Origin of the sequence: Paenibacillus anseongensis, from assembly GCF_009757995.1 — a bacterium.
Taxonomy (GTDB): Bacteria; Bacillota; Bacilli; order Paenibacillales; family NBRC-103111; genus Paenibacillus_E; species Paenibacillus_E chondroitinus.
This window is the reverse complement of record NZ_WSEM01000008.1, coordinates 30,589-44,309: the sequence shown is the minus strand read 5'-3', so window position 1 is coordinate 44,309 and position 13,721 is coordinate 30,589. Positions and strand designations below refer to the sequence as shown.

Annotated in this window: 13 protein-coding genes and 1 pseudogene; all 14 read left to right on the top strand. The window is 48.2% G+C overall.

Annotated elements, in window-relative coordinates; translation table 11 throughout:
* Positions 1 to 30 precede the first annotated feature (30 nt).
* The 14 genes and pseudogenes from GON05_RS08145 to GON05_RS08080 all read left to right on the top strand — a co-directional run bounded on the left by GON05_RS08145 (position 31) and on the right by GON05_RS08080 (position 13,711).
* On the top strand, positions 31 to 1,341 hold the full coding sequence (locus GON05_RS08145) for a carbohydrate ABC transporter permease (protein ID WP_157318645.1): 1,311 nt from the start codon (positions 31 to 33) through the stop codon (positions 1,339 to 1,341).
* Between the two features lie 6 nt (positions 1,342 to 1,347).
* A pseudogene (locus tag GON05_RS08140) lies at positions 1,348 to 2,177 on the top strand (carbohydrate ABC transporter permease).
* A gap of 38 nt (positions 2,178 to 2,215) precedes the next feature.
* Positions 2,216 to 3,559, top strand: coding sequence for a sulfatase family protein (locus GON05_RS08135; RefSeq protein ID WP_157318644.1), 1,344 nt, complete (start codon positions 2,216 to 2,218; stop codon positions 3,557 to 3,559).
* A 199-nt stretch (positions 3,560 to 3,758) separates the two neighbouring features.
* Entirely contained in the window at positions 3,759 to 5,093 is a 1,335-nt protein-coding gene (locus GON05_RS08130; RefSeq protein ID WP_157318643.1) for an LLM class flavin-dependent oxidoreductase, read from the top strand.
* 1 nt (position 5,094) lies between these two features.
* On the top strand, positions 5,095 to 5,631 hold the full coding sequence (locus GON05_RS08125) for a GNAT family N-acetyltransferase (RefSeq protein ID WP_157318642.1): 537 nt from the start codon (positions 5,095 to 5,097) through the stop codon (positions 5,629 to 5,631).
* A gap of 20 nt (positions 5,632 to 5,651) precedes the next feature.
* Positions 5,652 to 6,518, top strand: coding sequence for a transporter substrate-binding domain-containing protein (locus tag GON05_RS08120; RefSeq protein WP_157318641.1), 867 nt, complete (start codon positions 5,652 to 5,654; stop codon positions 6,516 to 6,518).
* Positions 6,518 to 7,219 (top strand): amino acid ABC transporter permease, encoded by a 702-nt coding sequence (locus GON05_RS08115; RefSeq protein ID WP_157318640.1) that lies wholly within the window; start codon positions 6,518 to 6,520, stop codon positions 7,217 to 7,219. Before GON05_RS08120 ends, GON05_RS08115 begins: the two co-directional genes overlap by 1 nt.
* Before the next feature lie 20 nt (positions 7,220 to 7,239).
* Entirely contained in the window at positions 7,240 to 7,950 is a 711-nt protein-coding gene (locus GON05_RS08110; RefSeq protein WP_164819830.1) for an amino acid ABC transporter permease, read from the top strand.
* Between the two features lie 171 nt (positions 7,951 to 8,121).
* Positions 8,122 to 8,874, top strand: coding sequence for an amino acid ABC transporter ATP-binding protein (locus GON05_RS08105; protein WP_157318639.1), 753 nt, complete (start codon positions 8,122 to 8,124; stop codon positions 8,872 to 8,874).
* A gap of 11 nt (positions 8,875 to 8,885) precedes the next feature.
* On the top strand, positions 8,886 to 9,902 hold the full coding sequence (locus GON05_RS08100) for an LLM class flavin-dependent oxidoreductase (RefSeq protein WP_157318638.1): 1,017 nt from the start codon (positions 8,886 to 8,888) through the stop codon (positions 9,900 to 9,902).
* Positions 9,903 to 9,946: 44 nt separating this feature from the next.
* A complete protein-coding gene (locus GON05_RS08095) occupies positions 9,947 to 10,438 on the top strand; it encodes a DinB family protein (protein ID WP_127458474.1) in 492 nt (163 codons plus the stop codon).
* Positions 10,435 to 10,971, top strand: coding sequence for a GNAT family N-acetyltransferase (locus GON05_RS08090; protein WP_157318637.1), 537 nt, complete (start codon positions 10,435 to 10,437; stop codon positions 10,969 to 10,971). Before GON05_RS08095 ends, GON05_RS08090 begins: the two co-directional genes overlap by 4 nt.
* The gene (locus GON05_RS08085; protein WP_157318636.1) at positions 10,971 to 12,008 is read left to right on the top strand and encodes an LLM class flavin-dependent oxidoreductase; all 1,038 of its coding nucleotides are present in this window, start codon (positions 10,971 to 10,973) and stop codon (positions 12,006 to 12,008) included. Before GON05_RS08090 ends, GON05_RS08085 begins: the two co-directional genes overlap by 1 nt.
* Before the next feature lie 47 nt (positions 12,009 to 12,055).
* The gene (locus GON05_RS08080; protein WP_157318635.1) at positions 12,056 to 13,711 is read left to right on the top strand and encodes an ABC transporter substrate-binding protein; all 1,656 of its coding nucleotides are present in this window, start codon (positions 12,056 to 12,058) and stop codon (positions 13,709 to 13,711) included.
* The last annotated feature ends 10 nt before the right edge of the window (positions 13,712 to 13,721 follow it).

Sequence of the window (13,721 nt, the reverse complement as noted above, 5' to 3'; positions counted from 1 at the left end):
ATGATGTGACTAAGGCAGGTGATATCCCGGATGTTTAATCGCAACAAACGAAGCAAATTGACCAGAGAAGCTAAGCTTGCCTATCTATTTATTTTGCCCGCTGCCATCTTGATTGCCGCAATTGCTATATGGCCTGTACTCCGCTCCATGTGGATCAGTTTATATGATGTCCGTTTGAACGACCCAATGCGTAGTGAAATTCATTCGACCTATGCCTTGGATATGGAGAGATATACGCAGAATTTACCCATATTGCTGCGAACATTCGATAAAGAGGCTTCAGCCAATGAGGAATTGAAAACGAAGCTGCAACCGCTCAAAGAGCAGGCGAATCAGATAAAGAAAGAGATGGAGAGCGATGCTTCTCTAAATGCCAGATACGAAGAGATCGCCAAGCTTCTGTATGATTTCAAACCGGTTCCAGATGAATTGAAATACATGCCATTAAACAATCAAAAGGCTGAACGTGTTCAAACGAGTCTGGACGAGATGCGGAAAAGTTTACTTCAACTAAAGGAAACCGGAGTTTTACAACGGCCGGATGATGCGATCGGCTTAACCAAAGCGCTTCAAGATTCTTTTATTAAACCGAATTTTGTTGGTTTGGGACATTATAAGCGGTTCATGACGGATGCCCGTTTATGGCATTCTCTTGGAAATACCTCGCTGTTCACGATATATGCCGTAACGATGGAGATGCTCCTCGGCCTGCTGATTGCGATTCTGATCAATCGTACATTCCGTGGCAGAGGTCTCGTGCGTGCAGCCGTATTAATCCCTTGGGCGACGCCAACAGCCATATCGGCGATGATTTGGCATTTCCTCTATGATGGACAAAATGGCGTGGTTGCCAAGTTTTTTGCAGAAATCGGTCTCATTTCCGATATGAGCACGCTGCTATCGACCAAGCAGGGAGCTCTGTTCTCTATCGTTTTGGCAGATACATGGAAAACGGCGCCATTTGTTGCGCTGCTTTTGCTAGCGGGTCTTCAGACGATTTCAAGTTCATTATACGAAGCTGCACAAATGGATGGAGCCAATAAGTGGAAGCAGTTTATACATATTACTTTGCCATCTCTCAAAACGACGTTCCTCGTAGCCCTTATGTTCCGTACATTGGACGCGTTCCGTGTTTTTGATCTTATCTACGTCTTAACTGGAGGGGGGCCGGCCAACTCCACGGAATCCTTGTCGATTTACGCCTACAAAACGATGTTCTCTGAACTAGACTTTGGTGCTGGTTCGGCACTGGCAGTCATTGTCTTTATATGTATTGCTATTATTTGTACGATCTACGTGAAAATATTAGGCGGCGACGTGATCAGTAAACGCGGGGGGTAGAGCGATATGGTTAGGAAAGCGAGCCTGCCTTTTTACGCCGGCTTAACGGTTTTTGTAGCAGTCGTCATTTTTCCATTTCTATGGGTATTTATAGCTTCGTTGAAACAACCTCAATATTTATATGGGGTGCATGCATTTGATGTGTTTGTGCCTGGTTATACGTTAGACAACTATATCAGCGTCTTTGCCAATCATCCTTTTGGACGATTTTTAATGAACAGCTTTGCTGTTGCGGGGCTGAGCATGATGTTCAGCTTAATCGTTGCTTCTTTTGCCGCATATGCGATTGCACGGCTTCATTTTTGGGGGAAATCTGTGTTTTTAGGCGTGTTGCTTGCCGTTTCCATGTTTCCTCAGATTGCAACCATATCGCCTATTTTCTTATTTATGCAAGCTACGGGCTTACGCAACTCGTATTTAGGCTTAATTATCCCTTATACGACATTTGCTCTGCCGTTATCTATTTGGTACATGACATCCTTTTTTACGAAAATTCCATATGAACTTGATGAAGCGGCTAAAATGGACGGAGCGTCCGTTCTGCAAACTTTTTGGAAAGTATTGCTGCCTTTGGCTTCGCCTGGACTATTTACAACAGCAATCATTGTTTTTGTGGATGCCTGGCACGAATTTTTCTTTTCGCTAACAATCAACACGAAAGAAAATATGATGACAGTACCGGTAGGTATCGCGATGTTTCAAGGCGAATTCACGTTTCTCCGTGGGGAGAAATATCGGCAGCTGCTATCATCGTAACTGTACCTATTGTTTTCATGGTTCTTTTGTTTCAGAGACGCATTATTTCAGGATTGACATCTGGCGCTGTAAAAGAATAGCGTACACATAAAACATCTAAACACCGAAGGAGTCTACCATGGACAAACCCAATATTCTTTTTATGATTTCGCATGATACAGGCAGATACTTAGGTAGTTATGGCAAGCAGGTAGAGACGCCTAATCTAGATAATCTGGCTGCAAAAGGCGTGCGTTTTGACCAGTATTTTTGCCCGGCGCCTCAATGCAGTCCTAGCAGAGGAAGTATAATTACGGGCTTATACCCGCATAACCACGGCATGATTGGCTTGGCACACCTTGGATTTTCTATGAATCCGGATGTGGCTACGCTGCCGAAAGAACTTCAAAAGCATGGATACGAAACCTCCTTAATTGGATTTAGCCATGAAACGATTGATGAGCCGGATAGCAGACTTACTTCCTCGACATATAAATTAGGCTACGAACATGTATTACCAGTGGCAGGTGATCGAGGGCCTGATGTTGCGAGGAAAGTTGTGCAATATTTAGAGGAGAAAGCAGCGGCTGCGGATAGCGGGCCATTTTTTGCCTCCGTGGGCTTTTTTGAGACTCATCGCGATTTCGATGAATACGAAGCGATTGCCGATCCGATAGACCAAGTCATTCCTCCACCTTATTTGCCGGATACGCCGAAAGTTCGGGAGGATTTCGCGCTGCTGCACGGTTCGGTGAAAGTACTGGATCAAAGTATAGGTCATATTATAAAAAGTTTAAAAGAAACCGGGTTGGACAAAAATACGCTGGTTATCTATACAACCGATCATGGTATTGCTTTCCCTCGAGCTAAGGGCACCTTGATGGATGCAGGTTTGGAAACGGGTTTAATCATGTACTACCCCGGCCGCATAGAAGGCGGTAAAGTGGTAGATCAACTGTTATGTAACATCGATTTGATGCCGACTCTCCTTGACTTTGTTGGAGCGGATTCACCGGAAGGCATTGATGGCCGCAGTTTTTTACCTATTTTGGATGATACGGAGACGAAGCAGCCAACCCGCGATCATTTCTTCTCGGAGCTCACTTGGCACGACCTGTATCACCCGATGAGGAGCATACGCACGGAGAAGTACAAATATATCCGTAATTTTGAGGACGGTCCTTCGGTTTATTTACCGCTCGATATTCACCGCAGTCTTTCGGGGGGCGCCGTGAGGGAAGAGTATTACGTACCTAACGTTCCGGAGGAATTGTATGATTTGGAAAAGGATCCGCTTGAAACTTGCAATTTGGTGGGGATCCCAGCCTATAAGGAAGTTCTTGAAGAGCTTCGGGCGAGAGTGGATGGTTGGATGGCTGCCACGAAGGATCCGCTTCTTCATGGAGAAGTAGCGGGTATTGCTGCGCCCGAATGGGAAGAACAATTCGGTAATGGCTCTGCCTACTCCTATAAAAGGAAATGAGGGGGACTCCAGTTCCCTTGGCAAGTAAAACCGTCAGATCATTAAATCTGACGGTTTTTTTTCTCTCCTATAGAACTTTTAAATAGATGAATAGAAGAATGCGATATACACTGCAGCCATCTGTTGGGATATAGTAATCCTAAGAAATTAAATCCGATTATACGCATCGGTATTAATGGTTAAAAGGGGAGTGACTTCAATGTCCAAGAGACAACTTAAGCTGGGAGCTAATTTGAACGGAGTCGGAAACAGTATATCCTTCTGGCGGCATCCCGAAGTGCCAACCAATGCGAGCGTCAATTTGGCGTTCTATAAAGAACAGGCTCGCAAAGCGGAACAGGGGAAATTCGACCTCTTGTTTATCGCCGATGGCTTATTCATTAACGAAAAGTCTAATCCGCACTTTCTGAACCGTTTTGAGCCACTGACACTGCTGTCAGCCTTAAGTGAAGCGACTAGCCATATCGGGCTGGTTGCAACTTTATCTACGTCCTATAGTGAGCCATTCACAGTTGCTAGACAGTTTGCTTCTATTGACCACCTTAGCGGGGGGCGAGCGGGCTGGAATGTTGTGACATCACCTTTGGAGGGTTCGGCGCTTAACTTCGGCAAAGGCGAACACCCGCATCATTCGCTGCGTTACGAGATTGCTGAGGAGCATCTGGAGGTTGTAAAAGGACTTTGGGACTCCTGGGAGGACGATGCGTTCGTCCGAGACAAAGCTAGCGGGGTATTCTTCGATTCCGCCAAGCTTCACACTCTGAATCATAAAGGCAAACACTTTGCGGTTCAAGGTCCGCTGAATGTCGCACGTTCCAAACAAGGATACCCCGTCGTGTTCCAAGCGGGATCCTCGGATTCCGGCAAAGATCTTGCAGCCAAGTCGGCTGATGCCGTCTACACGGGACACGAAACATTCGAGCAAGCGCGAGCTTTTTATCAGGATGTAAAAGGCCGAGCAACCGCTTATGGTCGCCAGCCGGATGATATTCTGATTTTCCCGGGTATCGGCCCGATTGTCGGCAGAACGGAAGAGGAAGCCGAGCGCAAATATCAGGAAATTGCTGAACTTGTCACAATCGATCAAGCATTAAATTATTTGGGGCGTTATTTTGAGCATTATGACTTCTCGCAGCATGCATTGGATGAGCCGTTTCCGGAACTCGGCGATTTCGGCAGCAACAGCTTCCGCAGTACGACAGACCGCATTAAGCAGGAAGCCAAGGAGCAGGGACTCACACTTCGCCAGGTTGCGCTGCGGGCATCCACGCCGAGAAGCAATTTCATCGGGACCCCGGAGAAGGTGGCTGATCTCATCCAGCAATGGTTCGAGGGAGGGGCTGCCGATGGCTTTAACATTCGAACGGTCGTACCGAACGGACTCGCTGATTTTGTAGATTTGGTTGTGCCAGTGCTGCAGGAGCGCGGAATATTCCGTAAGGAATATGAAAGTGACACGCTGCGGGGCAACTTGGGGTTGAATGTTCCCGTGAACCGTTACATCCGGCAGGCTGAAGCGGTAAGGGGGAACTAACATGTCAACCGCGATCGATGTATCGGTAAGGGAGGCCAGACCGGATGAGCGGGAGAAGGCTGTTGCTTTAACTGTGGAGGCATACCGCCAGTATGAGCCAGGCTTTGGTCCCGCGTTCTGGGAACAGTACATAAGCAATATAAAAGCGCAGTGGGAGCGCACGGAACCTACTTGGCGTCTTGTCGCCGAGCAGGAGGATAATCTCGTAGGGGCGGCGCTTCTATACCCGCCTCAAGAGGGTTTGTATGAGAAGCTGAGTGAGACGATTCCGTATCCGGAAATCCGCCTGCTCGGCGTACATCCTTCTGCAAGAAGCAAAGGCGTTGCTACCTCGCTGCTCGCAGAATGTGCCCGGCGTGCCAAGCAAGGCGGGTACTCTTATCTTGGCTTGCACACGTCGAGCCGCATGCCCGACGCCGTACGGCTTTATCTAAGCCTGGGATTCGAGCGCGAGCCCCGGTACGATTTCTTTGCAGCTGACCAAACGACGGTGGTTGAAGCCTATCGTTTGGCGCTGGTTACAGTCCAAACTTCATAAATAAATAGGAGGATGTATCTATGAAATTATTGAAATCGACGAGCTTTATCCTGGCTTCCGCGTTGCTATTCGCAGGTTGTGGAGCTAAAGAAGAAAAGGCAGCTTCTCCAGCAGCGGGCGGGGCTTCACCAGCAGTCTCACCAGCAGCAGCACCAGCCGCCGCAGCGCCACAGAAGGTGAAAAAAATCGTGGTCGGTACGAGCGGCACCTTTAAAGACGTGACTTTCCTCGATGATAAGGGCGTTTTAACCGGCTATGATATCGAGTTGACGAAGGAGATTGATAAGCGTCTGCCTGACTATGAGTTTGAATTTAAAACGATGGAGTTCGCCAATATCCTTCTGAGCCTGGAAGCTGGTAAAGTCGATCTGGCCGTAAATCAATATGAAGTGAACAGCGAACGGCAAGCCAAGTTTCTGTTCAACGACGAAGCCTATAACGTATGGCCGAGCAAAGTCGTTGTGAACAAAGACAACAACACGGTCAATTCGATTGAAGACCTTAAGGGTAAAAAAGTGATCACCTCTCCGGGGAGCAATGGCGCCGTTTGGCTGCAGGATTACAATAAGAGCAAAGGAAACCCCTTTGAACTGGTCTTCTCCGGCAGCGGCGGAACGAATGATGTGATTAATCAGATAAAAACAGGCCGTGTAGATGCAACCATATCGACACCGTTTCAAGTAGCAGGCCGCAATAAGGATGCGGATGCGCAGCAAAAGGTCGTTGGCCCTGTCCTTTACACCTCCAAGATTTATTATGTGCTGCGCAAAGACGAAACGGATCTGAAAAGTAAGATCGACGAGGCTATAAAAGAAATCAAAAAAGATGGAACATTAGCAAGCCTCAGCAAAAAATGGTTAGGTGAAGATTTCACCGTGACACAATAATGGGAAAACCGTTTGATTTTTCACTGATTTGGGTGTACTTGCCGAAGCTGCTGTCTTACTTGCATGTCACGTTGTTCATTGTACTGGCCTCCGTTGTATGCGGCGTACTGCTTGGTCTCGTCATTGCACTGCCAAGGCTATACCGGATCCCCTTCCTTAATCGGCTCGTGATTATTTATATTTCTTATACTAGAGGCACGCCTATACTGATTCAGCTATTTCTTGTCTATTACGGTGTGCCGGAACTGCTGAAAGCTGTCGGAATTGACGTAACCGATGTTCAGCCCTTGGTCTTTGTCATCCTCACTTATGCGCTTCATTTCGCAGCCTATTTCTCTGAAATTGTCCGCTCTTCGGTCAACGCCATAGATCGCGGTCAGGCGGAAGCCGGCTATTCGATCGGCATGAGCGGCTACGCCGTGCTGACGAGAATCGTTTTGCCTCAGGCGTGGAGAGTAGCACTGCCAAATGTGGCCAATCTGACGATCGGCACATTGAAGGATACCTCACTTGCTTATACACTGGGCGTTATGGATCTGGTGGGGCGTGCGGAGATGCTTGGCACCACCTATCATTTCCTTGAAATTTGGATTGCATTGTCGATTATTTACTATACCGTGGTCCTATTCATGGAATTTTTGTACCATCGTTTCGAGCGAAGGGTCCAACGTTTTGAACAAGCCGTCACGGCTTTTGATTAGAGGAAAAGGAGGAGGCGACCATTCACATCGATTTCACGTTTATGTTTGAAGCTTTTAGAGCCATGTTGAAGGCATTGCCGCTAACGCTGGTTATCTCAATTGTCCCCTTGTTTTCGGGGTTCATTGTCGGAGTGCTTGTCGCTTTTATTCGGATGTACAGAATCAAATATATTCACCGCGTGGCGCAGTTTTATGTTTCCTTCTTCAGAGGCACACCGCTTCTGCTGCATATTATGCTTGTTTATTTTGCTATTCCCATGATCTTTGATTACCTCGCAGTCCGATATGGCTGGAGTGTTCGCTCGAGCGTGATCCCGCTCATCCTGTTCATTTTCGTGGCGTTCACGTTGAACATCGGCGCCTATATGTCGGAAACCATCCGCTCGGGCATTTTGTCCGTTTCCAAAGGCCAGCTCGAAGCCGGCTACTCGGTTGGCATGACAACCTGGCAGGGGATGAGACGTATTGTCCTTCCGCAAGCGCTTCACGTAAGCCTGCCGAACCTGCTGAGCAAATTCATCGGCTTGCTGCATGGCTCTTCGCTTGCTTTTATGATATCGCTGCAGGAGTTGAACGGCACTGCGCACATCGTAGCGATGAGGAATTGGAAATACCTTGAAGCTTACATCGCAGCGGCTGTGATTTACTGGATTTTAACCATTTTGGCCGAAAATATCTCCACTTTATTGGAAAAACGTTTGAATACCTACAATCGCAGTGGTGTCGCCTAAGCAATATCCCGGCATTTCGAAAAGGTGTATTGAATTGTTGAATCGATGTATAGAAGAACTCTATTAGACGAATGCATAACGAGGATGATAAGGTTAGATCAGATTAAATTCTTAGTAATTACATCGGAATTATATGTTTAAAAGAGATCGCGCAGAGAAAGGAGGCCCCTCATGATTCATTTATCCAATATTACCAAATCGTTCGGTCGCAACCAGGTGCTCAAAGGGATCAATCTTACGGTTAACAAAGGCGAAGTCGTCGCCATCTTGGGGCCGAGCGGTTCAGGGAAAACGACACTGCTTCGTTGCTTGAATTATTTGGAAAAGCCGAATGACGGCGCGATCATGATTGATAATTTTAGCGTGGACTGCAAAAAAGCAACCAAAAAGGACATTCATCAGCTGCGCCTTAAGACGGCGATGGTGTTTCAACAATACAATTTGTTCCGCCACAAGACAGCGCTTGAGAACGTGATGGAAGGATTGCTCATTGTCAAAAAGGTTCCCAAAGAAGAAGCTCGGAGAATCAGCGTCGAACTCCTGCAGAGGGTCGGTCTCGGGGAGAAGCTGGATGCTTATCCTTCTCAACTGTCCGGCGGACAGCAGCAGCGAGTCGGCATAGCAAGAGCGTTGGCGCTAAATCCCGAAGTTATTTTATTCGATGAGCCGACGTCGGCACTAGATCCTGAACTTGTTGGCGAAGTGCTCGCTGTTATCCGGAAGATTGCCAAAGAAGGCATTACGATGATTATTGTTACCCATGAAATGACGTTTGCGCAGGATGTCGCTTCTCACGTGGTTTTTATGGACGAAGGCGCCATTGTTGAGGAAGGGAAGCCGAACGAGCTGTTTAACCGTCCCAAAGAAGAGCGGACCAAACAGTTTCTGAGCCGCATTCGTCCAGAACTCTCATATTCCATCTAGGAGGCACCCCTATGACGATATCAATAGGCATTTTGGATCAAAGTCCGATCTACCCCGGGAGTACAGCGTCTGAGGCGCTTGCCCAAACCATTCGGTTAGCTCAAAAAGCGGAGGAGCTCGGCTTCCAACGATTTTGGGTGTCGGAGCATCATGATTCCGAAACTCTCGCCGGATCTTCGCCGGAAGTGCTGATTTCACACTTGTTAGCTAAAACAGAGCGAATCCGCATCGGATCTGGCGGCATCATGCTGCAGCACTACAGCCCTTATAAAGTTGCTGAGAATTTCAATGTGTTGGCTTCCCTTGCACCGGGAAGAGTCGATTTGGGCGTCGGGAGAGCGCCGGGCGGCTTGCCTCGCAGCACACAGGCGCTGCAGCGTGGCGTGACGGAACCCCAGACGCTGACGGAAAAGCTCGTAGAGCTTGAAGCTTACGTGAACAACCAAGTTCCGGAGAGTCATCCGCTGCATGGGATTAAAGTATCGCCTGTTGCCGGCATTCCAGCCGATATTTACTTGCTTGGAGCGAGCCTCGACAGCGCACAGCTTGCTGCTTCGTTAGGCCTTCCCTATGTCTTCTCCTTATCGATTAACGGGGACAGATCAGCCGCAATTGAAGCTATACAGGTGTATAAATCAAACTTTCAGCGAACATCCAATCGATCACCGCAGGCAATACTTGCTTTGTCCGTCATTGTGGCCGACACAGATCAAGCTGCCCATGAGCTTGCCTTCGAGCAGAAGCACTACAAAGTGTATTTGGCCAGCGGTAAGAAGGCGACTGTAGGTACGCTAGAGCAAGCGGAGGAATTCGGCAGACAGGCGAATGAGCCCTATACCATTGAAGAGAAAACGACGGAGGTCACCCGCGGTTCCAAAGAAACAGTTCGTGAACAGCTGGTAGATTTACAGCGGCTTACAGGCGTAGAAGAATTCATCGTGACAGCTAGAATCGAGGATTTCGCAGAAAGAGTTCGTTCTTACGAAAGACTTGCGGAAGCATTAAACGACGTAGAAACAATTGCGTAGCACTGCACAGTAAATGAACTATTCATTTTTTAGGAGGATAAACGATGAGCCATTCTGACATTCAACCCTATTTGGATACGTATAACCAGTTACTTGGCGCTGTAGAAGGGTTAAGCCAGGAACAATTAAGCTGGAAAGAGGCCCCTGCTTCGTGGAGCGTAACGGAGGTTTTGACCCACCTGGCCGATCACAGCCTTGTCATTTCTTTCCGTATTCGCGACATTTTAGCGGGGACGACGGTTCGACTGCCTGCTTTTAACCAAGACGCTTGGGTTAGCGGACAAAAGGCCAATGACGGCGCTGCTGCCGATAATTTGACGATCTTTCATCAATTGCTGCGATATAACAGCTTGTTATTTGAACGTTTAAACGATGAGGATTGGCAAAAGACCGGCATTAATGCCAAAGGCGATACCGTAAGTATTACGAATATTATTCAAGGATTTACGAAGCATGTGAATAACCATCTTTCCCAAATCGATCGCATTAAACGCTCTTACGCAAGCGCAAACCAGCCAGAGGTGAGCTCGTCATGAGCGAAACCTATCGTCTTGCTGAGCCCAGTGATGCCAAAAGGCTGCTGGAAATCATCTACGATGCGTATATTACGATACGCGAGCTGAAGCTGCAATGGCCCGCTGCACATGCTGATATAGCATTAATCGAAGAAAATATCGCAAAGAATGCCTGTTACGTCTTGGAAAAGGACGGACAGATTGCCGCTACGCTAACGTTATCCAAGGAGTCTGGCAACAAGTGGAACAGAGAGTATCCGTTTCTCAAATGGTTCGCGGTCCATCCCGATGCACAAGGCGGCGGACTTGGCACGAAGCTGCTGGCTTGGGTGGAAGAAGCCATTATTCGCGATGAACTGGGTGAATCAGCTGTCACCCTTGCCACAGCGGAGAAACATCCATGGCTGCTCGATATGTACGAACGAAAAGGCTACGAACGCATTGATGCTATTGACCGGGGCAATGGCGACGGCACGATGTATTTGCTGCGTAAAATCGTGAACCCTCCCTTGCATGCTGAGATCATTCGCCGGCGCCGCCAAGGAGGTCAATGATGAAATTCGCTTTATTCAGCTTAGTGATGAATATCCGCAATGCGGTTACGGGTGAAACGCTGACAACGCAAGAGAAGTTCCAGAACATACTGCAACAGGCCATTTATGCCGAAAAGCTTGGATTTGACGCCTATGGGATCGGGGAAAGACACGGGCCTCCGTTTCTTTCTTCCTCACCGGCTGTGCTACTGACGGCTATTGCTGCGCACACTTCGCGCATTCGCCTGCTGACGACGGTCGCAGTGCTTAGTGTGCTCGATCCCGTTCGCGTCGCCGAAGATTATGCCACGTTGGATCATCTATCGGGAGGCCGATTGGAGTTGATTATCGGGAAAGGCAATGACCCACGGCATTATCCGCTATTTGGCATCAAAGAGGAAGAGCAGTGGGATTCGCTTGCTGAGAGATATGCCCTGCTCAAACGATTATGGAGCGAAGAGAATGTCAGTTGGGATGGCAAATATCGGCCTCCATTACGGGAAGTTACCATTTTGCCCAGACCGCTTCAAGCTTCAATTCCGATTTGGCATGGCAGCGCCTCGTCGCCGCTCTCCACGGAGCTGGCCGCCCAATATGGCGAACCGATTTTTTCGTCCAATACGTTTCATCCATTACCGAAGTACAAAGCGTTGATTGATCACTACCGGGAGAGATGGGCTTATTACGGACATGATCCTAAGCATGCTGTAGTTGGAGCAGGGGCAGGTACCTTATATTTGGCTAAAACAACAGAGGAAGCGATTCGGCGTTATCGTCCGTATTATGAGGCGTTTCATTCTACAGATTCCGCTAAGCATAACCAGTCGCCTTTTACTTCTCTGGAGGATAACTTAGCAAACGGGCCTCTGCTGGTGGGCAGTCCTGAGCGTGTTATTGAGAAAATATTGACCTATCAGGCTGCTTACGGCCATCAGGTCATGTCGATAAGTGTAGACGGCCTGACGGAAGCGGAGCAGCGAGAGCAGATGGCATGGTTTGCTTCTGAGGTTATGCCAGTGCTTCGCAGGGAGATTACAAGCAGTGTTTGGTCTGCTTAAATTTGGTCCGCTTAAATCTATTTATTTGACATAGGGGTGTGCACAAGATGAGGAAGTTACGTTATATACCAGTCACGTTACTGCTGGCAGCTGCCATGACAGTGATGTCGGCTTGCGCAGGAGCCGGGGGCACAGGAAGTCCGGCGGCCTCACCTGCAAGCTCGGCTCAAGCTGCAGGGAACGGGCAGGCGACGAGCGGAGGTGAGATTTCATTTGCTCTGGCAACCTCGCCGGATACGCTTGATCCGCATCGCAGCGGTTTAGCCGTTGCCGTTCGAGTATTCCGGACGATCTATGACAGTCTGGTTGTACAGCTGCCGGACAACACGATTAAACCATGGCTGGCAACGGAATGGTCCATTTCGCCGGATGGTAAAAGCTACACCTTCAAGCTGCGCAAAGATGTGAAGTTTCAGGACGGGACGCCTTTTAATGCAGAAGCCGTGAAGTACAGCTATGATCGTATTCTGGATCCAGCCACGAAAGCAGCTAATGCTTCCGCTTTGCTTAAGCCTTACAAATCGTCGGAAGTCATTGACGAGTATACGATTAAGATCAATCTGGAGTCGCCATCCGTCGCTTTTCTCGGTAATTTGAGCCAGGCGATGCTAGGCATCGTATCTCCAACAGCAGCCAAGAAATACGGCGACCAATTCGGTAAAAATCCCGTTGGAACCGGGCCATTTAAATTCGTCAAATGGGATGACAATTCCGAAATTAAAGTCGAGCGCAATCCGGATTATAACTGGGCTCCTGCGCTGGTTGAAAATAAAGGCAAGGCTTATCTGGACGCGATTACGTTCAAAATAATTCCCGAAGAAGCGACACGGCTAGGCAGTGTGCAGAGCGGACAGGTCACGGCGGCAGAAACGGTGCCACCGCAAAATATCGTGGCGCTGAAAAATGATGCCAAGCTTCAGCTTCTGCAAGTGAATACAAGCGGCTTGCCGTACACGCTCTTTTTTAACCAAAGCAGAGCTCCTTGGAATGATGTGAAGGCACGTCAGGCTGTGCAATCGGCCATTGATGTTGATTCCATTGTCAAAACGTTATACCTGGGCACCTATCAACGTGCGTGGTCGCCTTTGACACCTACGATTTTCGGTTACGATGCTTCGCTTGAAAACAAGATAAAACCGGATCTGGACAAAGCGAACCGCCTGTTTGATGAATTGGGCTGGGTGAAAGGGACAGACGGCGTACGCGAGAAAGACGGCAAAAAGCTGACGCTGCATTATGTAGACGGTTCGCCGAATCGGGAGAAGCGTAATGATATTGCGGCCATCATCCAGCAGCAGCTTAAGAAAGTCGGCGTAGCCGTTGAAGTTGAAATTACGAAGGATGTTCAGAGTGTCATTTATACCGCTCAAGCCTATGACCTCTATGGCAACAGCCAAGTCAATTCAGATCCAGTAGCCTTGAATTCGTTCTACCATACAACTGCGCCGAATGCCCGCCCATCCCTTTCTCATTTATCGGATCCAGCTATAGATAAGCTGCTCGAACAAGGCGTTGTGGAAGCGGATGAGGCTAAGCGTAAGGAAATTTACAAAAATGTACAGAAGTATATCATTGACAATGCGGTCATTATTCCGGTTTACATTTTCCCATACACCGTTGCTGTCTCAAAAAATGTAAGTGGCATCAAATTCGATTCATTAGGCTACCCACTTTTCAATGACGCGTCTATCCTCAAAAAGTAAGGAGGCCGTT